The sequence below is a fragment of the Paenibacillus fonticola DSM 21315 genome, assembly GCF_000381905.1.
In the GTDB taxonomy this organism is placed as follows: domain Bacteria; phylum Bacillota; class Bacilli; order Paenibacillales; family Paenibacillaceae; genus Fontibacillus; species Fontibacillus fonticola.
Genome location: NZ_KB907265.1, coordinates 11,805 through 36,585, shown reverse-complemented (window position 1 = coordinate 36,585; position 24,781 = coordinate 11,805). Strand labels below are relative to the sequence as shown.

Sequence of the window (24,781 nt, the reverse complement as noted above, 5' to 3'; positions counted from 1 at the left end):
CCGTTGGAGCAAGCGGAGGAAGGAGGGAACCGCATGTTTACTGGATTAGTGGAAGAAGTCGGGGCGATCAAGTCGGTGCAAAGCAAGGGCGAGGCGATGGTCATCAGCATATCGGCAAGCACGGTAACGGCAGGAATGAAGCTGGGAGACAGCGTGGCCGTGAACGGAGTTTGCCTGACGGCAACGCAATTTGATCGTGCATCTTTTACGGTGGACGTGATGCCGCAAACGTATCGCAACACGAACTTAAGTCAGCTCAGATCGGGCAGCAAGGTGAACCTGGAAAGGGCGATGGCTGCCGATGGCCGCTTCGGCGGACATATCGTTCAAGGACACGTAGATGGAATAGGGACAATCATGGGAATAAAACAGGATCAAAATGCGGTCGTTTTCGATATTTCTCCTGTGGAGAAGTCTTTGTTCAAATACATTATCCCAAAAGGCTCCATTACCATTGACGGTATAAGCCTGACGGTAGTTCGCGCAGAGGGGCACCGCTTCAGCGTATCGATCATTCCCCACACGTTGGCGGAAACCGTTCTGGCATTTAAGCGCCAAGGAGATACGGTCAATCTGGAATGCGATATTCTTGGCAAATATGTAGAGCATCTGCTTGCCTATGGCAAAGGAGTTAACGCGGAAGAGCAGTCCGGGACGGAAGACTCTCCGTCCGGTATCGATATGCCGTTTCTGATGAAGAACGGATTTGTGTAAATTTTAAGCAGCAGAGGACAGCAATCTGGTCACAGCGTTGGATTTGCATAGCTAAAGGAGGGGCAAAAATTATGAGTGACATTAAATTAGACCGGGTAGAAGAGGCCATTTACGAGTTGATGCGCGGGCAAGTGATCATCGTTGTGGACGATGAAGACCGGGAGAATGAAGGGGATTTTGTCGCACTTGCTGAAAAGGCGACGCCGGAAGTGATCAACTTTATGATTACACAAGGGCGCGGGCTTGTCTGTATGCCGATTACGGCAGAAAGAGCCGAAGAGCTTGATCTGAAGCCGATGGTAGCGCAAAATACCGATTTTCATGGTACTGCTTTTACAGTTTCAATTGATCATAATGACACAACTACCGGGATATCCGCACATGAGCGGGCTGTAACGGTGAAAGCGATTATGGATCCCAATGCGAAGCCATCCGACTTCCGCAGACCGGGGCATATGTTCCCGCTAATCGCGAAGAAAGGCGGAGTACTGCGGCGTGCTGGGCATACGGAAGCCGCTGTCGACCTGGCACGGATGTGTGGTTCTTACCCGGCCGGGGTCATCTGCGAGGTCATTAAGGAAGACGGAACGATGGCCCGCTTGCCTGACCTGGTCGAGATCGCTAAGCAGTTCGACTTGAAGCTGATCAGCGTAAAGGATTTGATCCATTACCGCAACGAGAAAGAGAAGCTGGTTACCCGCGAGGTTGAGGTACGCATGCCGACTGACTACGGCGAGTTTCGCGCGATCGCATATTCGAATGATGTGGACTCCAAGGAGCATGTCGCCCTTGTCAAAGGGGAAATCGCCAGCGAAGAAGCGGTGCTGGTCCGTGTGCATTCCGAATGCCTAACCGGAGACGTATTTCATTCACACCGCTGCGATTGCGGACCGCAATTCGAGGCGGCGCTAAGGCAAATCGAAGAGGAAGGCAATGGCGTTCTGCTGTATATGCGCCAGGAAGGACGGGGCATAGGGCTGATTAACAAGCTGAAGGCCTACAAGCTGCAGGAGCAAGGGCTCGATACGGTAGATGCCAACCTGAAGCTGGGCTTCCCGGCCGACTTGCGGGATTACGGCATCGGCGCACAAATTTTGAAGGACCTCGGCGTCCGCAAAATCCGCTTGTTGACGAACAATCCCCGGAAAATTACGGGACTTGAAGGCTACGGTTTGGAAGTCGTGGACCGTGTTCCGATCCAGATCCATGAAAATGAGGACAACAGCAATTATTTGCATACGAAGCAGAAGAAACTGGGGCATTTGCTCAACTTTGACGTCATCGAGCAGAACGAATAACCGGATTAATATTGCACGATGTACGGTTTGAAATTACAAATTACCAATCACAAATTACCAATCACAAATTACCAATTGTTAATTACCAATTACAAAGTAACAAATGCACAATTTGCAAAATAAAAATTACAACTAATAAATACAATTTACTTATCAGGAGGAATTTAGTTATGGCACACGTTTTTGAAGGACATCTCGTCTCGGAAGGTTTGAAATATGGTATCGTGGTCGGCCGTTTTAACGAGTTCATTACGAGCAAGCTGCTGGGCGGAGCGCTCGATGCTTTGAAGCGGCACGGCGTGAAGGATGAAGAAGTTAGCGTAGCCTGGGTTCCGGGAGCATTCGAAATCCCGTTCACCGCGCAAAAAATGGCCGAAAGCGGTAAATACGACGCCGTTATTACGCTCGGCACGGTCATCCGGGGCTCGACATCTCATTATGACTACGTCTGCAACGAAGTGGCGAAAGGGGTAGCGGCGATCGGCCTCAAAACAGGCGTTCCGACGATCTTCGGCGTAGTGACGACGGAAAACATCGAGCAGGCGATCGAGCGGGCAGGTACGAAGGCAGGTAATAAAGGATGGGATGCAGCGATGGCTGCGATCGAAATGGCCAACTTGACGAATTTGATGAAATAATACGGACTTTACGAATACAGAAAGCTACAGCGTGCGGCAAGTATCGGAGATACTTTGCTCTGCACGCTGTTTTAGTTAATCAAAATATGAACTATCGAAACAAGGACTAATTTAGTTTATCATCATTCATTTTATCATCATTTACATCGTCAAAAGTTAGCTGCTGCTCCTCCAGCTTCTGAAAGAGAAGCTGTGTTTCTTCCTCCAGATGTTCCGCGTTTTCGTAATCGGCTAAATCCGGTAAGTCATGCAGACTGGCTAGTCCGAAATAATCGAGGAATGCATTCGTCGTACCGTATAGGATCGGCCGGCCAATCGCCTCAGCTCTGCCGACTTCCTCGATCAGATCCTTGTTAACCAGCGTATGAATCGCCCGTTCCGATTTTACGCCGCGGATTTCTTCCACTTCGATCCGGGTGATCGGCTGGCGGTAGGCGATAATAGAGAGCGTCTCCAGTGCAGCCTGCGACAGCGAAGAGCGGGAAGGAGAATAGGCTAGCCGCTCGAAATATGGAGCATGCTCAGGCAGGGTGGCCAGCTGGTAATTGCCGGCAATCTGTACAATTTGCAAACCTCTCCCGGCGCGCTCAAAGGAGGATTTCATATCCGCCAGCGCATCAAGTATAACTTCCTGACGCTGTTCAGTCACCTCCGCGAGCTGCTTGACGCTTATCCCTTCTTCTCCAGTCAGAAACAGCAAGCCTTCAATAATCGATTTCAAGTCCTGAAAATTCATCGATCTTAACTTCCCCTCTCCACTCCATAACAATATCTTCGAACAGCTTGTCCTGATAACAGACAATCTGCTTCATTTTCATCAATTCCAATATAGCGAGAAATGTAACGACGATTTCATGGCGGTACATTTCGGGATGCAGCAGCTTGGAGAACAGCAGTCTCCCGCCTTGTCCCATATGTCCAAATGCGGTTATGACATCTTTAATCCGGTCTTTTACGGAAATTTCATCCCGGTGTATGCGCGCAACCACATTGCGTTTAACCGCCCTGCGGAGCGCTTTCTGAAAGACCGCGATCAAATCGCTGGCATGCAGCCCTTTGACTGGATTCTCAATTACTTCGGGCATGAACGGGGTTAAATCCTCCGGTTCCTTCGAGAAGATGAGACTTCTTTCCCATTCACGCTCATGCAGGTGCTCGGCGATTCCTTTATATTTCCGGTATTCGATCAGCTTGCGGATCAGCTCATCCCTCGGATCTTCTTCATCATCCATGTAATATTCAAAATCATCGTCCAATTCGATAACGGGCGGTTTGGGCAGCAATTGCTTGCTTTTCATGGACAGCAGCGTTGCCGCCATGACAAGAAACTCACTGGTGATCTCCAGCTCCAGCTCCTGCATATTATGCAAATATTCGAGATACTGGTCCGTGATTTCACTAACAGAAATCTCATGAATATCGATTTCGGCCTGGTCGATCAAATGCAGCAGTAAATCCAGTGGTCCTTCAAAGGTTCCCAGCTTATAAAGCACTGTCAATCTGTATTCCTCCGCCCCCGTATGAAATATTTATAGTATATCACGAGAACGATTCCTGTTCCATGAATGAATGGCAATTGGCGAATGACGAATGATTTCCTTTTTATGAAGCCATACTATTTCAAGATGGTCATTTGCATTGGTATGGAGGGCTTTCCTGTGTGGATTTGGCTCGGAGTCATCCTGATCCTGTTGTTCCTCATTATAGCTGTTGTTGGTATCTTGCTATCTCCGATTAAGTTCCATTTGGTCGCCCGAAAAAAAAATCGGAATGAGTATGTTCAGCTTAAAGTTGTCATGCTCTTCGGTATCATACGTCTGCGCTACGAAATACCCGACATTATTTTTAAAAATATAAAAGAAGGGTTTTTTCTGAAGCAAAATCGGACGGACAATCTGAGGCAAGATCACGCTGCCAGCGATGAACAGGAGATCGATAAGGATAAGGTCCGATTATGGGCGGATGAGTTTTATCGATTGTTGCGGGCGACAAAGGGATTGAAGAAATGGATGAACAGCACGCTGAAGCATATTACGTTCAACAAGCTCGATTGGTCAACGAATGTGGCCTTAACGGACGCGGCGCATACGGCCACATTGACCGGAGCACTGTGGGGCGTAAAGGCTACGCTAGTAGGCTGGCTGTCATATCATATCTGTTTAAAGCACAGCCCCAGGTTGTTCGTTGTGCCTGTTTTTGGCCAGCCTCCGCTGTTTGCTACCGAATTCGAGTGTCAAGGTAAAATACGCTGCAGTTATGCGCTTTACGCCGCATTCGTACTTATCGTTCGAGTGTTAAAAGTAAAAGGCGGTGTCAAAAAATGGCTGGATATCGTCGCCAAAGGACGTAAAGAAGGGAGCTCGCGGTCTTAAGCCGGCTGACCTTCTTTTGTTCTTTTTTCGGCGCATATTACGTTTCCCGGTTGAGCAAACTGTAGGAGTGAAGGCGGTTCTCATTATTTTAATTTGAAGAGGAGGAGTAATCCATGTCAGATCATCCGATCCAAGGGCTGATGCAAACAGCCATGGAAAACATCAAAGATATGGTGGATGTAAATACGATAGTCGGTGAGCCTGTCGAAACTCCGGACGGAAGCGTCATTTTGCCGATTAGCCGCGTAGGCTTCGGGTTTGCTGCTGGAGGTAGCGATTTTAATGTAGATGAAAATGGCCACCCATCTTCCGGTTCATCTGATCCGAGCAAAGTACGTCCTTTTGGGGGCGGAAGCGGGGGAGGCGTGTCGATAAATCCGATTGCCTTTTTGGTCGTTGGCCAGCAAGGCGTACACATCGTTCCGCTTGACAACCAAACCCATCTGTTTGAGAAAATGATTGATGCTGTTCCGTATGTGATGGACAAAATTCAATCGATGATTCCGGCTAACAACGGGGCCGGGACGACTCAAACCGGTTCGGTACAAGATGTTCCCGTAACAAATCAACACGATGGAAATACGTATAGCTAAAGTGGGCTGACAAGCCGATAGGGTTGAAGCGATCCTTTCCGCCAATTTCGGGAGGGGTCTTTTTTTGCCGGGGCGAGGGACATACTCCCTTTATTTCCTGCATATAGTGTACAAGTATTAGCGCCACATAGCGGAGGAGTTCATGATGACAAAACGCTCGAGATTACATTTAAGCTTCATTGCAGTATGGGTTGTATCTCTGCTCATCAGCACCGCGGCTGCTGGAGAAGAAAATACCGTTTCTCGTGCCCCTGCCACGAACGCGCAGGCTGCTTCACTGATTGATGTCAAGTCGGGCCGCATTTTGTACAGCCATCAGGGAGATGCTGAAATGCCCGTGGCCAGCTTGACTAAAATTATGACAGCGATCGTAGCGATCGAGCATGGCAAGCTGGATGAGAAGGTGAGCGTCTCTAAACATGCGTATCGCAAAGAAGGCTCCTCGATTTACTTGGAACTTGGGGAAGAGATGACGTTGGAAAATATGCTCTACGGGTTAATGCTGCGTTCTGGGAACGATGCGGCAACAGCGATTGCGGAGCATGTCGGCGGATCAGAGGAAGGCTTTGTGCATTTAATGAATGAAAAGGTAAAAATGCTCGGCCTCAAGCATACCCGGTTTCAAAATCCGCATGGACTAGACGCCAAAGGCCACTATTCCTCGGCCAATGATTTAGCGGTCATTACCGCCTATAGTCTTAAAAATCCGATTTTTAAAGAAATCGTAAAAACACAGACCAAAAAGGCCCCTAACCCGAATCACCCCTGGGATTATAAATGGGATAACAAAAATAAAATGCTTCGCTTTTACGAAGGCGCAGATGGAGTGAAGACAGGCTATACGAAAATTGCCCGCCGTTGTCTGGTCAGCTCGGCAAGCCGTGCCGGACAGCAACTGGCTGTCGTCACCTTGAATGACGGTGATGATTGGAATGACCATCAGAAGCTGCTGGATTATGGCTTTGCCCATTTCCCGCTGCAGCAAATTATTGAAGACAGGCAGCCCGTAGAAAACGGGCTCGTTACCGGAGCCGGCTTTAGTTATGCGCTCGCGGGCGGGGAATATGAACGAATCGAGCGGAAGCTGCTTCTTCAGAACGCAAGAGCCAATGCATTTGGATACCGGGGGCACATAAAAATTTCGCTGGACGGTCAGGAGATCGGGCGGGTTCCTGTTTACGAGCAGGGGAGCTTCATCCCCTCGCCTGACGTAAATCCCAGATTGTCAGCAAATATTAAACCTGCATGGCGAAGCGCGTTCGCGGCTGTCATTAAATCGCTACTGCTCATAGATCATGTAAAAAGTTAATACCCTGGAGGAGAGGAGGAGGCAGGACGATGGTAAATAAAATCTGGCTGGGCCTCATTATAATCGGCTTTGCCTTTGCGGCGATAAAGGGGGACATTAATCTCGTCACGCAAGCTGCGTTTGAAGGGGCGGCTACCGGCGTCACCGTTTGTTTTGGACTGATTAGCGTACTTGTGTTCTGGATGGGAATGATGCGCATGGCAGAGGATGCCGGGCTCGTAAAAGCGATTTCCATCCTTCTTGGCCCGGTAGTCAGATATTTATTTCCAGACGTCCCGAAAAATCATCCGGCGATGGGGTATATTCTTTCGAATATGAGCGCCAATTTACTTGGGCTCGGAAATGCGGCGACTCCGATGGGGATTCGGGCGATGCAGGAACTGCAGGAGCTCAATCCTGATAAGGAAACTGCTTCTGCTGCCATGTGCACGCTGCTTGCTTTGAACACCGCCAGCATCACATTAATTCCGACTACGCTGATCGCGATCCGTCTGAATTTTGGCTCGGCTAATGCCGCGGAGATCGTCGGGTCGACTCTGTTAGCTACAGCGATTGCCACTACGGCGGCAGTCGCGGCTGACCGCTGGTACAGAAACAGGACTTTTCGCCGTACGCCAACCCCGCCTGCGCCTGCTGCCACAATAACTCTGAAGAGGTGATTGTCCTTGTTAGGGTGGATTAATATCATTTCGGCTTGGGCAGTGCCTGCGATGATTGCGTTTATTCCATTATATGCTTTTATGAAAAAGGTTCCCGTCTATGAATCTTTCGTAGAGGGAGCGAAGGACGGCTTCTCAACAGCGATTGGCATTATTCCCCACTTGGTGGGAATGATGGTAGCGATAAGTGTGTTTCGGGCTTCAGGAGCGCTGGAGTTTTTTGTAGGCTGGATGGGGCCATGGCTGGAGAAGCTGCAAGTCCCGGCAGAGATTTTACCGCTTGGCATTCTCCGGCCGCTGACAGGAACCGGCTCCCTCGCATTTACGACTGACCTCATCAAAACGTATGGCCCAGATTCAATGATTGGCCGGATTGCCTCCACGATCCAAGGCAGCACCGACACTACCCTTTATGTGCTGACCGTCTATTTCGGGGCTGTCGGTATTCGAAATGGGCGCTATGCCCTCAAGGTCGGCCTGTTCTCCGATTTTGTCGGGTTTGTCGCCGCAATCGGTGTATGCTTGCTGATTTTCAGTTGAACAATAACGGATAGCGCTGGTGGCCGTATCAACTATAAAATTATAGTTGAGCGGCTTCTTTTGATGGAATACAAGCCTTTTATTTTTAAGCTGGGACGTCTGAGTCCCCCCTTGGGTCCATCCTATTGTGATTTTTCTTTCCTATATGTATCATGTTTATGAGGTGACGAAAAAACAATGGAAAGATTACAGAAAATATTAGCCGCCGCCGGCGTGGCGTCGCGGCGCAAATGTGAAGAAATGATTTTGAACGGGCTGGTGCAAGTGAACGGGGAAACCGTTACAGCTCTGGGAACGAAGGCCGACCCTGCCGTGGATGTAATAACCGTAAATGGAAAAACGGTCGGTGCGGAGAAGAAGCTGTACATTATGTTTAACAAACCTAAAGGGGTCATAACGAGCGCATCCGATCCGCAGGGAAGAAAAATTGTCACCGACTATTTGAAAGCCATACCCGAGCGCCTCTATCCTGTAGGCCGCCTGGACTATGATACAGAAGGATTGCTGCTGCTAACTAATGATGGCGAGTTTGCGCATTTGCTGACCCATCCGAAGCATCATGTTCCGAAAACCTATTTGGCCACTGTAAAGGGAGTGCCGCACGGCACAGAACTGGACAAGCTGAAGCAGGGCATTATGCTGGAGGATGGCCTGACATCTCCGGCGGAAGTCGAATATTACGATGTGGACCCTGAAGGGAAGCAATCGGTGATTTCGATTACGATCCATGAGGGCAGAAATCGCCAGGTGCGGCGAATGTTTGAGGCGATTCAGCATCCGGTCGTCAAGCTGAAAAGAATTTCTTTTGGCGGCGTTTTCCTTGAAAATTTAAAAAGAGGGCTGTATCGGCATTTGACCAAGGAGGAAGTAGAGGGGCTGTTCAAGCAGGCAAGAAACGCGGGAAAGCCAGGAAAACGATAGAAGGACACATAAAGTTCAAATTTACCCTAGCGGAATCTATGACACTTTTCGTTATAATGTTCATAGGATATTCACCTTTCGTCCATAAATTATGAGATTTGTCATAGAAGGAGTGCTGATAATGGGTAGAGCTAGACGTCCGGTTCAAATTATTATATTGACGCTCATTGTCATTTTGGGCGGTTATGCAATAGGCACTGCTGTATTTGGAGGTGAGAAGGCCAGACCTGAGAACGGCGATTCACCTCCTGCCTTTAATTTGCGTGGTCTCGACGGGCAGGTACATAATCTGGAGAAATATGAGGGCAAAGCGCTGGTCATTAATTTCTGGGCTACCTGGTGCACGTATTGTGTCAATGAAATGCCGGCATTGCAAACTCAGTGGGAGAAATGGCAGGATCAGGACGTGGTCATCCTCGGCATCAATACCGGAGAGGATGATTTGACTGTGAAAAACTTCGTGAAGCAGACAGGGGTAGATTTTCCGATCTTATTCGATAAGAAGAAGGAGATCGTCGGCAAATACGGAGTTGTGCCGATGCCGACTACTTTTTTTGTAAACAAAAATGGCAAGATTACCTCCATCGTTCAGGGCGAGCTTGATTTAAAAACGCTTGACAAGCAAATTGATCGGCTTGTGAAATCCCGATGAGAACAGGAGGGTTAGACATTGATTAAAAATACAAAATGCGAATGCGGACATCAGAATCCGGTTGGTACCGTCCTGTGCGAAGCTTGCGGGAAGCCTCAATTTGAGGAGAAAATGGAAAATTCCGGCGAACTGCTGGAAATGCGCTACGACGGGGTAGCACGCCGTTCACAACGGGCCAACCCGAATTTTATTGATAAAGTTTGGAACTTTTTTTCCTCGGTCAAAGTCGCCGTTTATTTAATCATTATTACTTTAGTAGGCGCAATGCTTGGAACCGTCTTCACGCAGGAAACGATGTTCGTCACCATTAATCCTGAAACTTATTATAAAACGAAATACGGCACGATTGGCCACATCTATTACAAGCTTGGGTTATCCGATACTTTTAACTCATGGTGGTTTATTCTGCTGCTCGTCATGATTGGCGCTTCGCTGGTCATTTGCAGCCTGGACCGTGTGCTGCCGCTTTACCGGGCGCTTTCAAAGCAGAAAATCCGCAAGCATATGCAGTTTCTCACGCGTCAAAGGGTTGTATATCAAGGGCCGATCCATGAGAACAGCGCAGCCTGGATAGAGCGTGCGGTAACTCCGCTGAAGAAGAAAGGATACCGCGTTCATACAGAAGGCGGAGCGCTCCTTGCCGAGAAGCAGCGATTCAGCCGCTGGGGCCCGTATGTCATCCATATTGGCTTGATCGTATTCCTGCTTGCCGTTTTATTTCGCGGATTGCCAGGACTTCATATGGATGAGCACTACTGGTTTCCGGAAGGTGAAATTACGCCTATCCCGGACACTCATTTCTACTTGAAAAACGAGAAGTTCACGGTGGAATATTACACGGAAGATGAAATGTCCGAGGACTTCAAAGACCAGGGGAAAGTTGTTCCTAAGCTGTTTGAAACAAAAGCGGTATTGTATCAATGCGTTGCCCGCTGCGATGATCCGCTGGCTGAACCCGAGCTGAAGGAAGTCCACCGTCATAATATCCAGGTAAATGACCCTTTGAACTATAAAGGCTTCCAAGCCTATCAATTCAGCTTTGAGAATATATCGGAACTCCGTTCCGTGCAGCCGACGCTCGTCGATAAGGAGACAGGCGAGGTTTACGGTAAATTCAAGCTGACGATGAATGATCCCGACACCGAGTATCAAGTAGGTCCTTATAAATTGGTGCTGAAAGACAAATATATGGATTTTGGGCTGGATGAGCAAAAAAGACCAATTTCCAAATCCGGGGAGCCGAACGCTCCGGCGTTTTTATTTACGATTACGGGACCCGGTCTGCCCGAAGACGGGGGACAATACATTTATTTCCCTTATTTGCAGCAGCAGCAGTATTATGGTCAGGACCAGCTGAACCAAAGACTTGGCGGAACCAACAACAAGCTTGAGCTGGATTTAGCCGCTATGACGGATGTGGATATTATTGAATACAACAGCTATTTGAACATCCGCGTTGATCGCGTCATGCCTTTTGTCTGGACTGGACTCGGCATCGTCATGATCGGGCTGATCATGGGCTTTTACTGGCAGCATCGCAGAATTTGGCTGCGCGTGGATGATGGCATTGTAACGTTAGGCGGACATACGACGAAGAACTGGTTCGGAATGCGGCGTGAAGTTTCCTCGTTCCTGCAGGGAATGGGGATTGAAGTGGATGAGAAGTCTTTGGATAACGGAGGAAACCGGTCATGAATTTATTGGAGGTAAGTAAACAGGCATTTGTCATTGCTTTTTTACTCTATTGTGTGGCATTTTGTTTCTATGTGGTGACAATTACAGGAAAAACGTGGAAAAATCGCGACCCTAAGCAGCATGAGCGGAAATGGGGGAAAATTTCATTTGTCACTACTTTATTAGGTTTACTTAGCCATTTAGTATATGTCGCTACAAGATGGGCTTGGTCAGGGCATATTCCGGTAAGTAATATGTATGAATTTATGACCTTCCTGTCGTTAATGATTATTGTAGCCTTTACGATCGTTTACCTTATTTACCGTAAAGAGCTGGTTGGTTTATTCGCTTTACCGCTGGCCATCGTGGTCATGGCCTATGCTGCCGTTTTTCCACGGGACGTGCAGCCATTAATTCCGTCATTGCGGTCCATTTGGCTTTATATTCACGTTACTCTTGCTGCGGCAGGGGATGCATTTTTTGCCGTCGGCTTTATCGCCGGGTTAATGTGTTTGCTGCGGACAATTGATTTCAAAGGGACGGATAAATCAGCCCGCAGGCAGAAACTATGGCTTGAAATTACGTTTTATTCTATTATTATAGTAGTGGGCTTTATTGTTTCAGTCTTTGCATTCCGCGCATCAGGATACGAAGCGGTATTCACGCAAAGTGCTGAAGCAACTGAACAGTCCAGCGGTACTAAGGAAGTGTATAACTTACCGCCTATTGTGGCGCCTTATGAGAGTCAGCTGGAGAGTGCAGACTCTTTCCTTGGTATGAGTAAACCGCTGGTGGAGGTCCCCTCCTGGTTTAAAGGAGTGAATGCAGGCCGTAAATCCAACACGATCGTATGGGCTTTAATAACAGGCACCTTACTATATGGCGTGTTGCGGCTTGTGCTGCGCAAGCCGCTCAGCGAGGCGCTTGCCCCGGCTCTTAAAGGAATGGACGCGGATGACCTGGATGAAATCAGCTATCGGGCTATCGCGATCGGGTTTCCGGTGTTTACGCTTGGAGCTCTCGTATTTGCGATGATATGGGCCCAACAGGCCTGGGGAAGATTCTGGGGCTGGGATCCGAAAGAAGTATGGGCCTTAATAACCTGGTTATTCTATAGTGTGTATCTCCATCTTCGCTTGTCCAGGGGATTTCATGGCCGTAAAGCCTCGTGGCTTGCCGTTCTTGGATTTTTAGTTGTCATGTTCACGCTCGTTGGGGTTAATCTAATCATCGCTGGTTTACATTCTTACGCGGGTACGGACTAATGATATAATGGAATTATTACTAAAGCTCAAGTGAATGGGAAGATGATGAAGGGGTTGTTGTTCATGTCAGATCAGGAAAACCGCATTCTCGTAGTGGATGATGAGGAACGTATTCGCCGTCTGCTGAAAATGTACTTGGAAAAAGAAGGTTATGAAATCGATGAAGCGGAAGATGGTGAGACCGCTCTCAAAAAAGCAACCTCCAACGATTATGGATTGATTTTGCTCGATGTGATGCTGCCGGGAATCGATGGCGTGGAAGTATGCAGCCGGCTGAGACAGGTCAAATCGACACCGGTATTAATGCTAACGGCCAAGGGCGAGGAAATTAACCGGGTACAAGGATTTGAAGTGGGTGCGGACGATTATGTCGTCAAGCCATTTAGTCCGCGTGAAGTAATATATCGTGTTAAGGCGATCATGCGACGGGCTTCAGCTACAGCATATTTGACGAAAGAAAGTGGAACAAGCAACAATATTGTATTCCCGCACCTTGTCATTGAGCATGATGCGCACCGAGTCACCGCAAGCGGGCAAGAGGTCAGCCTGACGCCGAAGGAATACGAGCTGCTGCATTATTTGGCTACTTCTCCTGACAAAGTGTTCTCGCGTGAGGAATTGCTGAAGGACGTTTGGAATTATGAGTTTTTTGGAGATTTGCGGACGGTGGATACCCATGTGAAGCGGCTTCGTGAAAAGCTGAACAAAGTATCGCCGGAATCGGCAAGCATGATTACTACGGTTTGGGGCGTCGGCTACAAGCTGGAGGTCGCGAAATAACGTGAGCTTCTGGAGAACGCTTGTAGGCAAGCTGTGGATTACGATAATAGGCCTAGTGGCCTTTGTATTGATGAGCATGGGGCTGTTTCTGCTGCCCTATATCGATACGAATTTTACCGATCCGGTAGCCGTCAAGAAGCTGTTTGTCATCGTAGCGATCATCGGCTTTTCCTTGACGACCTTCTTTGCTCTGTTCTTGTTTACGAAAATTACCCAGCCGATGCAGCAGCTGATCAGCGCTGCCGACGCCATCCGCAAAGGGAAGTATGATACGCGGCTGTCGCTGCAGACAAGCGATGAAATCGGTCAATTAGCGAATACGTTTAACCATATGGCAGAAGAGCTGGAGAATACGATTCGCAGCTTGAACCATGAGAAGGAGCACCTTTCCAGCGTTTTAAGAAGCATGAATGATGCGGTTATTTCGTTAGACTGGGGGGGAGGCGTTATTTTAACGAACCCTCCGGGTGATCATTTGTTGCAGCTATGGGGAGATTTGCCTGATGAGGAAAATGACGGGCTGCAGTTAAATGTGCATGGGGAGCGTTCGATAACGATACCCAAGCCATTGCTGCCGATGTTCAGAAAAGTGCTGAATCAGGAAGGGGATCAGAGCGCCAACATTCACGTCAAGCAGAGCGTTTGGTCCGTTCATATGGCACCGCTCTCTGCGGATGGTGAGATCAGGGGAGCGGTAGCCGTTCTGCGGGATGTGACCGAGGAGGTCCGATTGGAGAAAATGCGGCGGGACTTTGTCGCCAACGTGTCCCATGAAATTCGTACGCCTCTCTCGATGATGCAAGGATACAGTGAAGCGCTGCTCGACGGAATGGCCGCCTCACCGGAAGAAAGCCAGGAGCTCGTGCAGGTCATTCATGATGAATCGCTGCGTATGGGCCGCCTCGTTCGCGATCTGCTCGACCTCGCCCGGATGGAAGCTGGCCATACAGATATTGCCATGCACCGGGTAGACGTTAAAGAGCTGATCGAGCGGGTATACCGCAAATTTGCCGTCAGAGCGAAAGAGCACCAAATCCATCTTGATTTGGATATGAGCAGCAAGGCGATGATTGCTCAGGAAGCGAACGAGGATCGATTGGAGCAGGTGCTGACCAATTTGCTGGACAATGCATTTCGGCACACCCCGGAAGGACGCAGCATTTACATCGCTGCCGATACACTGGAAGGGAAACAAGGTCATGAACTGCACATTTCTATACGCGATGAGGGGTCGGGAATCCCGACTGAAGATTTGCCATTTGTGTTTGAACGATTTTACAAAGCAGATAAAGCCCGGGTCCGCGGCACGGCAGCAGGAACAGGTTTGGGACTGGCTATCGTGAAAAACATTGTAGATGCGCATCACGGCTCGATTCAAGTTCACAGTGGGGTAGGCAAAGGGGCAGAGTTCCATATCGTCCTCCCTGTCGAAAAGGTTCAATAAACGTAAAAACATCCTTTTGTGAGGATGTTTTTTGTTGATTTCCGCAGATTAATCTTGTTCATCGTGGAACATTTGCCACAAAAGAAAGGGTTTTTCCAATGTGTATACAGTACACTTGGAACAACCCTTTCTTCCTATTTAATACGGTTTACAGCTTAATATTATTCGAAGGCGATTTGCTGAGCGGTGTTCAGCTCCTGCAAGCTCATTAATTCATCGAGCACTTCCTTGGAAACCGTCTTATCCACGTTCAGCACCATAATCGCTTCGCCGCCAATAATTTTACGTCCAACTTGCATCGAAGCAATGTTTACCTCATTTTTGCCGAGGAGGGTGCCTACGCTGCCGACAATGCCCGGCTTATCATTATGAGAAATAAAGATCAAGTTGCCTTCCGGAGCGATGTCGACCGGGAACTTGTCGATCCGTACGATCCGCGGGCCATACTCTTTCAGCAAAGTGCCTGCGATGCGGCGATCCTGGCCGTCTTCTGTTTTCAGCGTAACGCTGATCCGGTTCGTAAAGCCTTTGGAAGCCGAGGATTGCGATACAACGACATCAATGTCGCGTACCTTGGCCAGGTGAACCGAGTTGACGATGTTTACGTCATTGCCGAAGTGTCGGGACAACACCCCTTTGATAATGTAGCGGGTTAGCGGTTGTGTATCTACATCTGCCAGATCTCCGGCGTATTCGACATGGATTTCATGCACAGCCTGGTTATTCAACTGGGCCGCAAATGTACCGATTTTTTCGCCTAGATCGAAAAACGGCTGCAGCTTGTTCATCACGCTTGCTGCTACCGGCGGCATATTGACCGCGTTCTTGAACGGCTCGTTGCGCAAAATGTGCAGTACTTGCTCCGAAACGTCGATCGCTACGTTTTCCTGAGCTTCTACGGTCGATGCGCCCAGGTGCGGTGTAACGATGATTTTCGGGTTGTGCAAGAACGGGTGATCCGCTGCCGGCGGCTCCTGCTCGAATACGTCGAAGGCCGCGCCGGCCACGATGCCTTGATCGATCGCATCCACCAATGCCAGCTCATCGACTACGCCGCCGCGAGCGCAGTTGATAATGCGCATGCCTTTCTTCATCACCTCAAACTGCGGACGGGAAATCATATGCTTCGTCTCCGGCGTCAACGGTGTGTGGATCGTCATGAAGTCGGCGTTGCGTACAATTTCGTCGACGGTGGCAAGCTTCACGCCCAGCTTCTCGGCGCGCTCCTCCGTCATGAACGGATCATAGCCGAGGATGTCCATGCCGAACGCTTTGGCGCGTTTGGCAACTTCGCTGCCGATGCGGCCCATGCCGAGTACGCCCAGCTTCTTGTTGCGCAGCTCAACGCCGAGGAATTTGCGGTCCCAAGTTCCTTGAATCGTCTTGGCGTAAGCTTGCGGAATATGGCGGGCAAGAGCCATCATCATTGCAAAAGCGTGCTCGCATGTCGTAATCGTGTTGCCGTCAGGAGCGTTGATAACGATGATACCGCGTTTAGTTGCCGCATCCAGGTTGATGTTATCGACGCCGACGCCTGCGCGGCCGATCACTTTCAGATTGGTTCCGGCTTCCATGATTTTCTCGGTGACTTTCGTTTGGCTGCGTACGAGCAAAGCGTCATAGCCGGAAATGATTTGGATGAGCTCATCCTCCGAAAGTCCCGTCTTTTTCTCTACTACAACGTCGCTTGCATCCATCAACTGCTGAATTCCCAGGTCGCTGATCGGATCTGATACTAGTACTTTGAACATGATTTCTTTTCCTCCTAAAAGTTTTGTATATAGCATTGCTTCTTCAGAAAGTCTTCGATACAAAACTCTCTTCGGAAGCATTCGCTTAAGTTTTGTATATAGCATTGCTTCTTCAGAAAGTCTTCGATACAAAACTCTCTTCGGAAGCATTCGCTTAAGTTTTGTATATAGCATTGCTTCTTCGGAAAGTCTTCGATACAAAACTTTCTTCGGAAGCATTCGCTTAAGTTTTGTATACGGTGCTATAGCCCAATGCCGTCCCAATGCGTTAGAGAAGCGAAGCGTCACGTAACAAGCTGCCCGCAGACAATGGTTGAAGATGAGGCACAAACATAAAAAAACTCTCAATCCGCACACTACTTCCGTAGTAAGGGACGAGAGTTGTTCGTGGTACCACCCTAATTCGCTGCTCTTCACAGATACAGCCTCAGTTGTCATAAATGACATGTTGATAACGGAGTTCCTCCGATTGCGCCTACTAAAAAATATGTTCAACGCAATTACTCAGGATCGCTGGAGTTCCCATTCCGCTACCGGTTTGCAGCACCACCGGCTCTCTGTAAGCTTCGCGAAAACTCGTTTCCTTCATCGTGCTTTAGAAATGTAATTTTTCATAATGTATCACGAGCTGAATGAATGTGTCAATACCTGTAATCATAAGGGACGGAGGAACCTTGAATAAGCTTGCTATTTTGGTTATGCTTTTAGTACTGTCGAATATCGCCGTTCCAAGTAATGCATCGCTGTCTTCTATTGTTCCGAGAAGAAAGGCAGCTCAGGGATGAACTCGCTTGCATAGTAAGTCGACTTCCAGCGTATGAACTCTTTGCCTTGCACCGCATCTGTGTCCATGAGCACTTTTACGATCGATGTGACTGAATTCAGCTTCATGGAGCTGGCTTTGCCGCTGTCGATCATTTGGTCAATTTTGGCGGTCATGTCCTGCGGAAGGTAAGATACATATAAATTGCTGCTAGCCATCATGTCGCTGACAATTTTGTTCTTTACCGCTAATGGAAAGTTTGTCCATTCCTTGACAGTTGTACTGTCTTTGAAAGAAAAATCTGCAGGAATGGCTTGGTTGCTTTTCGCAGCCCATTTCATCATCGATGTATAGTATTTTTGCTGGGCTTTGAGCCCGTAGTTTTCCGCGCTTTTTGTAAAGTCGTCATCAGCGAGCAATTTAGCAATTTCAGGACCAGCTTTATTCCCGGTTTCAATGCGGCCTATGCTTTCGTCGAACAGCTTCAAGCTTTTCAAAATATCGGTTTGTGCATCTTTTAACAAAGGTGAAGACACTGTAATAGATTGATAATAAATCTGGTCATACTGATCACGTGAAGCATCGCGGATATTTTTCAAAATACTGTGTGATTTCAACCGGGAATCACTGCGTTTAAGCTGATCTACAAGCTCGAAATATTGGTCCTTGAACTGCTCGTAAGGCTGGAACACTACGTAGTAATAAGCAACCAGATCCTGCTGCTCGTAGGAAACCGTTGTTTCAAACCCGGATTGAATTTTCAGGTGAGCGTACTTTGCTTCCGTCTGATTGATCCCCATTTTGAAGCCCAGGAAAAAAGTTCCGAATGCGGCGATCAGCGTAAACAGAAACCCGAGCATAAAAAAAATTTCGAAGCGATAAGATTTTTTTTGCATAGTCAAAAACGCTCCTCTGTAAATGTTTTTTAGTCCGAGAGCACTATGAAGCTTTAAATGCCAGGAACTAGATTGTAGTTAGAACTATAATAAAGGACAGGGTTTGACAAATACTATGAAAAAAAACAAGTTTGGCAAAATAAAAATTCAAAGAGTCGATCCCGGTCAACTTAATGAGCGCTTATTATTAATTAATTTATACATTACTCAAGGACTTACTTTAATTATCGGAATTGTCATCTTGTTTTTTCAGAAGAGAAATGTGATATCATTGTTACAATTTCCCGAAAACACTCACTTTCTGTTCTGGGGATGCGGCTTGGCAGCGGCCATGTTCAGTTTGGATTTTATGTTGTCCAGGTTTGTCAAAGAAGAGAGCCTCGATGACGGGGGCATTAACGAAATGCTGTTTCGGAACCGTCCGATCTGGCATATCGCGGTCATTTGCATCATTGTATCGATTTGTGAAGAATTGCTGTTTCGCGGTGCAATTCAGCATGGAATCGGGCCGTATTGGACGAGTATTATTTTTGCATTGATTCATATCCGCTATCTGAGGCACTGGATTCCGACAGGGTGGGTATTTCTAAGCAGCTATGCGCTTGGTTACATTTATATACAGGCGGGTACGTTATGGGCACCGATTGTATGCCACTTCCTTATTGATTTCATATCCGGACTCGTCATTAAATATCGGAGGGAAAAATGAGTGAACGCTTGAGCAGGATAGAGCGGTACGGTCAGCGCCGCATTGCCAAAGACAGACATCATCGGTCCGGGGAAGATCACCGGAAGCAGCCAGAGCATCAAATGCCAGGCGAAACGAAATCCAGAGCTCTGAGGAGCAAAAGTTCGGCAGCAAGTCCAAAAAAATCAGCAAAGGAACGGAAGCCCTCGCGCAAACGGCATTTGGAGAGCGGGTTGAACGCGGACTATGGCGCTAGCGCTGTTGCGGAAGCTGCTCCAACGGATTATCGCCGTTTTGCAGAGTATTCGGACAACCCGTTAATTGAAATCGAGGCGCCTCCAGTGTCAGCAGCCCAGGAGCTTCCATCCAGGCGGGAAGTTTATCCTTCCCAGCGGGTAAAGTTGACCAGATATTTTTTTAATGCCCTGCTGTTTATTTTTATTGCCGTGATGGTGGCGTTGTTCTGGTGGGGTATTAGCGAGTCGCCATGGGGACAAAGCAACGGGATGTAACATCGCAGTTTTGTATATCAGTGTAGGGCCAACGCTTTCTAAGTAGTCTCCGCAAAAAAATCCGATCCTGTAGTATAGAAAGGGTAATAAACATACAAAATAACAGGGGTATTCCTGGTCTTTTATAGACCTTGCGGGATACCCCTTTCCGTTTGTCTGAAGCTGACGGCAGCCAGCGTATTTACGATTCCGCCTCAATTTTCGGGAGGAGCCGAGATCGTCCGCGGATCGACGAATCCATAGCCTTCCGTCTCTATTTTCGTCAGCAGCTCATCCAGCGCCTCCTCGGTCCAAGGGAGCTCATGCATCAAAATGTTGCTGCCAGGGTGGAGCTGGTCCATCACATTTTGAATGACGCCATCCGGCTTGTTTTTGAACTTGGCGTCCCAGTCAAGCGAGCCGTTTGACCAGGTCATGTAAATCATATCGTTCTCTTCAACTATGCTGTGAAGCGTCTCATTGCCTGAGCCGAAGGGAGGACGAAAAAATCGCGGCCGCTCACCGACGGTTTCCTCGACGATCTGCTGAACGTCTTCCACCTGCTTGCGGGCACTGTCGGCGGATTCCTTTTTCAAATCGATATGATCCCAGCTGTGATTGCCAATAATTTGGCCGCGGTCATAAATCAGCTTCAATAAATCCGGATTGCTTTTCACCCGGTAGCCGTTGACAAAAAATATCGCTTTAGCTTCGTGTTTATCGAGCGTATCCAGCAAACCCTCCAGCATTTCCTTTTCTTTAGGCCCATCGTCGAACGTGAGTAAGACGACTTTCTTCTCGATCCCGTCCTCATTTGGCACGACACGGTACACATTATTAATGTGATACTTATGTTGTGGAATTTCGGGGGGCTCGGTGGAAGCTTCTTGCGGCTGTACATTTTCTGTGGGGGCGGAACCGCTGTTGCCGTTTAAACTGCTGTCATTGGCCTCCGTACCGCTTTGATCCGGTAAATCCACAGAATTCGCTTCCGGAGGCTGGTTTGATGAGGCGTTGGAAGCGATAGGCTTGGATGCGGGACGATCCTGACTGCATGAGCTAAGTATTATACAGCAGGCGGCGAGGAGCAAAAGCTTACTTTTAAACAAAGGAATTCATCTCGCTTTCCGTGTTCTTTCCTGTAATTAATACGCATGAGTTTAATTCTTTACGCGAACACTACAACTGATTTTAACACAATTGAAGGAGGTTTTTTGGGTGAGATCTGTCTCATTTTTATGTGGTGCATTAGTTGGAGCAGCGGCTGTCGTCTGGGCAGCCAAGAAAAACGGATCAATGTCAGGTCAAGAGGGAAAAGGAACGATTATGAAATTAGCAGGGTTATCGATGGGGGGCGCGGGCAAAGGGAATTCCCATCAATCGGCGGGGAATTCGGGCTCTGCGGCAGCAAGCGGTGCAAGCAGCACAAGCAGCACAAGCAGCACAGGCAGTACTAGCGGCGAAAAGGTGTATCCCAGTTCCGCATCTCCGGCCAATGCGAGTCATTCGAAGGAATACAATCTGAAGCAAATTACGGACTTTATCAAAGGCAATGCGGATGTGCGCCGTGAGGTTGAGCAAATTTTGAAGGAGACGAATTCGGTCATTCCCGGACTATAAAATATACCAATTTATGGATCATTTTCAGCTCCTATGTAGTTGGGCGGAAAATGATTCTTTTTTTGTCTATTTTATTGCGTGCATTTAAGTAAGATAAATGATAACATACTTACAAAGAACCATTTCCAGCACATATTACAGCAGGTTTCATAATCTGTTATAACAAGGCTTGGGGAGGAGGATCCTGTATGAGAATAGAAAGAATTGGCCAGGATAAGATACGGATTTTCCTCACGTTTGACGACCTTAGCGAACGCGGCATTCAGAAAGAGGACATGTGGCAGGAAATTCCCAAGGTACATGACCTGTTCACGGAGATGATGGATCAGGCTTATAATGAAGTGGGGTTTGACGCTACAGGCCCTTTGGCTGTCGAGGTATTCGCGCTTCCTGCTCAGGGAATGGTCGTCATAGTGACGCGAGGTAAGTACGATCACAATCATGGGATCGGAACGCACTATGAGGATGAATTGCCGGATGAAGTATATGAGATGGAAGTAACGCTAGAGCAGAGTGATACGATTCTATATTCTTTTGATGATTTTGAAGTGCTGATTGAAGCGGCTCACGTTCTGCGGCCGATGCTTACAGAAGCTGGCAGACTGTATAAATATAATGGGAAATGGATTCTTCAATTAGAGCCTGACGAATTGGAAGCTGGCAGACATCCAGCTGTCATTGCGGTTCTCGCTGAATTCGGCGAGGCTACATCGGTAACCCCTGCGATGCTGGAAGAGTACGGCAAGCGGGTCATGGCCGATAATGCAGTAGGGATTATCTGCGATAATTTCAAACGTCAGGACTAATTTAGATAAGATGAACTTAAAATGAATGCAGGCAAGGGAGAAAATGATTCCGAAGGAACTGATAGCTTTCTGAAAGAAAGCTGCTTCGAGAGCATACGCTTGTGGTCGCCTTTGTGAGGTGATATTCTACCTCTTAAGAACCTATAACATCTTAAGAAATTTGGGAGCAACAGTGATCGCAGAATCATTTTACGACTTGCTGCACATCCATTTCAATTGTTCAACTTATATAGATCGTCGAATTGTTCGACATCGCCAAAAGCTGGATAAGAGTTGTAAACGGTCGATGAGGGGGGATAACCGTTGATTTTTATCTCGATTGTGACCGCAGCGGTAGCCCCTGGAATCGCCTTGTTAACTTATTTCTATCTTAAGGACAAGTACGAAGCCGAACCGCTGCATATGGTTATTAAAGTGTTTTTTCTCGGCTTTGTCATTATCCTGCCGGTTATGATTGTACAGCAAGGATTGATGCTTTGGCTGGGGGACGGTTCCTTGGTCAATGCTTTTTTGATCTCAGCTGGTGTGGAAGAGTCGTTGAAATGGTTTGTTTTGTTTCATATGATATACAATCATACGGAGTTCGATGAACCCTATGACGGTATCATGTATGCTACCGCTATTTCACTAGGTTTCGCTACGGTTGAGAATGTGATTTATTCTTTCGCTCAGCAGGCATCCGTCGCAACCTTGTTAATCCGGGCACTGCTGCCGGTTTCAGGTCACGCGTTATTCGGAGTCATGATGGGCTATTACATGGGACGTGCCAAATTTGCTGCAGGTAAAGAAAGCCGAAGATTCCTTGCCTATTCTTTACTGATGCCTTTATTTTATCACGGGGTGTATGATTGGATATTGGAGAACATTTCACAGTACTGGATCTGGTACATCATCCCATTGATGGTGTTTCTATGGTACGGAGGCATTGGCAAGATGTATCGGGCTAACAAGCGATCTCCTTTCCGCCGCCTTCTGGGGGACAGGGTTAACAAGACCGAAAACAGGGCATCCTAAAAACAGTTTATCCACCATTTGAAAATCGTGGAAACTGAAAGGGGTGTCTTTTTTGTGCGGGTAAAAGTAAAAATTACGTGCAAATCCTGCGGTGAACGTTTCGTGCTTCGCGGTAGAAAAGAGCGGGGACATATCGAGACGGGATTTAAACAATGTCTTTGTGACAATCGCCATTATTTCGATATTGAAGAGGATATGCCTTAACGACAAGAGCAGACCTTGAGAGGTGCCAACAACCAGGATGACCGGCAAATATTTCGAACAAAAAATGAATTTAGGAACTGCAGCTAATAATGAATAAACTTACCTCCTTCTTGTCAAACTAACTTCAGTTCGTTGAAGGAAGGAGTGTAAATGATATGTATAAACGTTTAAGTGCCATTTTGTTTCCGATCGCAACGGTTTTGTTAATCGGTGCTTTAATGTGGGGATACCAGGAAAATCAAGAAAAGAACGCGATTTTAATTAAAGCGGAGAATCAGTATCAACGGGCGTTCCACAATTTGTCCTTTCATGTTGACAAACTGCACGGGGAGCTCGGAAATACGCTGGCAGTTCATAGCGCCTCATCGGGGTCGCAGCGGAAGGGACTCGTAAATGTGTGGAGAATTACGAGTGAAGCGCAAAATGAAATCAACCAGCTTCCTTTGACGCTGCTTCCTTTTAACAAAACGGAGGAGTTTTTGTCCCGCATCTCGAAGTTTTCTTATCAAGCAGGGATTCGGGATTTGACGAAACAGCCGCTCAGTGACGGTGAGCTTAAAAATTTGAAGGAGCTTTACAAAAGCTCTTCCCAAATTTCTAAGCAATTGCAGCAGGTTCAGGACAAGGTTATTGCCAATCGTCTGCGCTGGATGGATGTGGAGACGGCGCTGGCGAATCCGGATAGTCAGCAGGACAATACGATTATCGATGGCTTCAAGACGGTGGACAAACGTGTTGGCGAATATCCGGAGCTGGATTGGGGACCGTCCGTATCAAGCATTTACAATAAGCGCTCGGTAAAAAAACTTGGCGGGAATCCGGTGACGGTTCAAGATATTAAAAATAAAGCCGCTCATTTCGCTGGCGCTCAACATACCCAGGACATTAAGGTTACCGAGAACGGGAAAGGGACGGAGTGGGCCTCGTATACAGCGAAAGTTCCAGGCAGCACTAAAGATGAAGCGCTCACTATGGACTTTACCCGTAATGGCGGACATTTGATCAATTACTGGAGCGATCGCCATATCGGTGCAAAAGCGGTTTCCCACGAATCAGCCAGAGTGAGCGCGGATCAGTTTTTGTCCAGTAAGGGCTACAATGATCTGACGCCGGTTACTTACGATGAATACGACAATATCGGCAGCTTCACTTATGTAAGAAAAGATGGGGATGTGCTGATCTATCCGGAGAAAATAACGTTAAGGGTTGCGCTCGATAACGGCCACGTAATAGGGATGCAGGCCAGTGACTACGTATACGAGCAACAGGAAGGCAAGGACAGAAAGCTGGAAAAGCCAAAGCTGACTCTGCAGCAGGCCCGTAAACGTTTGAATCCCGAATACAAGGAGCAGTATCAGCGCCTGGCGCTGATCGAAAATGACAGGGCCGAAAAGGTGCTGACATATGAGTTCGGCGGCGCGATTAACGGCTCAAAATATCGCATTTATCTAAATGCTGATAACGGAGATGAAGAAGTCGTGGAACAAATTCGCGACGGTCATGTGAAGCCGGAACGGTCATTCTGACCTTACACATTTTATCGGCCGATTGAACGAATGACTAGGAGCATAAGCTTCTAGTCATTCGTTTTTTTGGAGCGTTTTTAAGGATTAAGAAATGAAGAGGTAAGGGCTATTTAATTTGTTGCTCCAATAGACCTAGTGCATGCTATAATCAATTGGTAATAGT

At 47.7% G+C, this 24,781-nt stretch carries 26 protein-coding genes and 1 other annotated feature; of the genes, 21 read left to right on the top strand and 5 right to left on the bottom strand.

Features of this window, described 5'->3' with window-relative positions:
• Positions 1-33 precede the first annotated feature (33 nt).
• The 3 genes from ribE (at position 34) to ribH (ending at position 2,650) form a co-directional block, all read left to right on the top strand.
• Entirely contained in the window at positions 34-714 is a 681-nt protein-coding gene (gene ribE, locus G358_RS0119760; protein WP_019638986.1) for a riboflavin synthase, read from the top strand.
• 71 nt (positions 715-785) lie between these two features.
• Complete coding sequence (locus G358_RS0119755; protein ID WP_019638985.1) at positions 786-2,012, top strand: bifunctional 3,4-dihydroxy-2-butanone-4-phosphate synthase/GTP cyclohydrolase II; 1,227 nt, start codon at positions 786-788, stop codon at positions 2,010-2,012.
• Positions 2,013-2,182: 170 nt separating this feature from the next.
• Positions 2,183-2,650: a 6,7-dimethyl-8-ribityllumazine synthase gene (gene ribH / locus G358_RS0119750; RefSeq protein ID WP_019638984.1), complete on the top strand. Its 468-nt coding sequence runs from the start codon at positions 2,183-2,185 to the stop codon at positions 2,648-2,650.
• A gap of 106 nt (positions 2,651-2,756) precedes the next feature.
• Here the strand turns inward: ribH and scpB are convergent, their stop codons facing one another.
• Positions 2,757-3,386 (bottom strand): SMC-Scp complex subunit ScpB, encoded by a 630-nt coding sequence (gene scpB, locus G358_RS0119745; protein WP_019638983.1) that lies wholly within the window; start codon positions 3,384-3,386, stop codon positions 2,757-2,759.
• Complete coding sequence (locus tag G358_RS0119740) at positions 3,355-4,149, bottom strand: segregation and condensation protein A (protein ID WP_019638982.1); 795 nt, start codon at positions 4,147-4,149, stop codon at positions 3,355-3,357. Before G358_RS0119740 ends, scpB begins: the two co-directional genes overlap by 32 nt.
• A 159-nt stretch (positions 4,150-4,308) precedes the next feature.
• Between G358_RS0119740 and G358_RS0119735 the strand changes: the two genes are divergently transcribed.
• The 11 genes from G358_RS0119735 to G358_RS0119685 all read left to right on the top strand — a co-directional run bounded on the left by G358_RS0119735 (position 4,309) and on the right by G358_RS0119685 (position 14,859).
• Entirely contained in the window at positions 4,309-5,022 is a 714-nt protein-coding gene (locus G358_RS0119735; RefSeq protein WP_019638981.1) for a DUF2953 domain-containing protein, read from the top strand.
• Positions 5,023-5,135: 113 nt separating this feature from the next.
• A complete protein-coding gene (gene ytfJ, locus G358_RS0119730) occupies positions 5,136-5,615 on the top strand; it encodes a GerW family sporulation protein (RefSeq protein WP_019638980.1) in 480 nt (159 codons plus the stop codon).
• Between the two features lie 142 nt (positions 5,616-5,757).
• A complete protein-coding gene (locus G358_RS0119725; protein WP_420836068.1) occupies positions 5,758-6,924 on the top strand; it encodes a D-alanyl-D-alanine carboxypeptidase family protein in 1,167 nt (388 codons plus the stop codon).
• A gap of 29 nt (positions 6,925-6,953) precedes the next feature.
• Entirely contained in the window at positions 6,954-7,583 is a 630-nt protein-coding gene (locus G358_RS0119720; protein ID WP_019638978.1) for a nucleoside recognition domain-containing protein, read from the top strand.
• 6 nt (positions 7,584-7,589) lie between these two features.
• A complete protein-coding gene (locus G358_RS0119715) occupies positions 7,590-8,123 on the top strand; it encodes a spore maturation protein (RefSeq protein WP_019638977.1) in 534 nt (177 codons plus the stop codon).
• A gap of 177 nt (positions 8,124-8,300) precedes the next feature.
• A complete protein-coding gene (locus G358_RS0119710) occupies positions 8,301-9,044 on the top strand; it encodes a pseudouridine synthase (protein WP_019638976.1) in 744 nt (247 codons plus the stop codon).
• Between the two features lie 121 nt (positions 9,045-9,165).
• Positions 9,166-9,696 (top strand): redoxin domain-containing protein, encoded by a 531-nt coding sequence (locus G358_RS0119705; protein WP_019638975.1) that lies wholly within the window; start codon positions 9,166-9,168, stop codon positions 9,694-9,696.
• 18 nt (positions 9,697-9,714) lie between these two features.
• Complete coding sequence (gene resB, locus G358_RS0119700; RefSeq protein WP_019638974.1) at positions 9,715-11,391, top strand: cytochrome c biogenesis protein ResB; 1,677 nt, start codon at positions 9,715-9,717, stop codon at positions 11,389-11,391.
• On the top strand, positions 11,388-12,635 hold the full coding sequence (gene ccsB / locus G358_RS0119695) for a c-type cytochrome biogenesis protein CcsB (RefSeq protein ID WP_019638973.1): 1,248 nt from the start codon (positions 11,388-11,390) through the stop codon (positions 12,633-12,635). Before resB ends, ccsB begins: the two co-directional genes overlap by 4 nt.
• A 63-nt stretch (positions 12,636-12,698) precedes the next feature.
• The gene (locus G358_RS0119690; RefSeq protein ID WP_019638972.1) at positions 12,699-13,415 is read left to right on the top strand and encodes a response regulator transcription factor; all 717 of its coding nucleotides are present in this window, start codon (positions 12,699-12,701) and stop codon (positions 13,413-13,415) included.
• 1 nt (position 13,416) lies between these two features.
• Entirely contained in the window at positions 13,417-14,859 is a 1,443-nt protein-coding gene (locus G358_RS0119685; protein WP_019638971.1) for an ATP-binding protein, read from the top strand.
• 161 nt (positions 14,860-15,020) lie between these two features.
• Here G358_RS0119685 and serA read toward each other — a convergent pair whose 3' ends face one another.
• The gene (serA, locus tag G358_RS0119680; RefSeq protein WP_019638970.1) at positions 15,021-16,610 is read right to left on the bottom strand and encodes a phosphoglycerate dehydrogenase; all 1,590 of its coding nucleotides are present in this window, start codon (positions 16,608-16,610) and stop codon (positions 15,021-15,023) included.
• 367 nt (positions 16,611-16,977) lie between these two features.
• Positions 16,978-17,208, bottom strand: a binding site (T-box leader).
• 152 nt (positions 17,209-17,360) lie between these two features.
• Positions 17,361-18,269 (bottom strand): hypothetical protein, encoded by a 909-nt coding sequence (locus G358_RS0119675; RefSeq protein ID WP_019638969.1) that lies wholly within the window; start codon positions 18,267-18,269, stop codon positions 17,361-17,363.
• 115 nt (positions 18,270-18,384) lie between these two features.
• Here G358_RS0119675 and G358_RS0119670 point away from each other — a divergent pair, with 115 nt between their 5' ends.
• Together G358_RS0119670 and G358_RS30520 are read left to right on the top strand one after the other, a co-directional pair.
• On the top strand, positions 18,385-18,978 hold the full coding sequence (locus G358_RS0119670) for a CPBP family intramembrane glutamic endopeptidase (protein WP_019638968.1): 594 nt from the start codon (positions 18,385-18,387) through the stop codon (positions 18,976-18,978).
• Complete coding sequence (locus G358_RS30520; protein WP_019638967.1) at positions 18,975-19,469, top strand: hypothetical protein; 495 nt, start codon at positions 18,975-18,977, stop codon at positions 19,467-19,469. Before G358_RS0119670 ends, G358_RS30520 begins: the two co-directional genes overlap by 4 nt.
• Before the next feature lie 194 nt (positions 19,470-19,663).
• On the opposite strand, the gene G358_RS0119660 is transcribed toward G358_RS30520, so the two are convergent.
• Positions 19,664-20,428, bottom strand: a complete 765-nt coding sequence (locus G358_RS0119660) for a polysaccharide deacetylase family protein (RefSeq protein WP_019638966.1) — start codon at positions 20,426-20,428, stop codon at positions 19,664-19,666.
• A gap of 238 nt (positions 20,429-20,666) precedes the next feature.
• Between G358_RS0119660 and G358_RS0119655 the strand changes: the two genes are divergently transcribed.
• From G358_RS0119655 to ypeB, 5 genes are all read left to right on the top strand, one after another.
• A complete protein-coding gene (locus tag G358_RS0119655; protein ID WP_019638965.1) occupies positions 20,667-21,068 on the top strand; it encodes a hypothetical protein in 402 nt (133 codons plus the stop codon).
• A gap of 188 nt (positions 21,069-21,256) precedes the next feature.
• On the top strand, positions 21,257-21,874 hold the full coding sequence (locus G358_RS0119650; protein ID WP_019638964.1) for a genetic competence negative regulator: 618 nt from the start codon (positions 21,257-21,259) through the stop codon (positions 21,872-21,874).
• Between the two features lie 303 nt (positions 21,875-22,177).
• The gene (gene prsW / locus G358_RS0119645; protein WP_019638963.1) at positions 22,178-22,888 is read left to right on the top strand and encodes a glutamic-type intramembrane protease PrsW; all 711 of its coding nucleotides are present in this window, start codon (positions 22,178-22,180) and stop codon (positions 22,886-22,888) included.
• 54 nt (positions 22,889-22,942) lie between these two features.
• The gene (locus G358_RS33515) at positions 22,943-23,092 is read left to right on the top strand and encodes a hypothetical protein (protein ID WP_169447450.1); all 150 of its coding nucleotides are present in this window, start codon (positions 22,943-22,945) and stop codon (positions 23,090-23,092) included.
• A gap of 155 nt (positions 23,093-23,247) precedes the next feature.
• On the top strand, positions 23,248-24,618 hold the full coding sequence (gene ypeB / locus G358_RS0119640) for a germination protein YpeB (protein WP_019638962.1): 1,371 nt from the start codon (positions 23,248-23,250) through the stop codon (positions 24,616-24,618).
• Positions 24,619-24,781 lie beyond the last annotated feature (163 nt).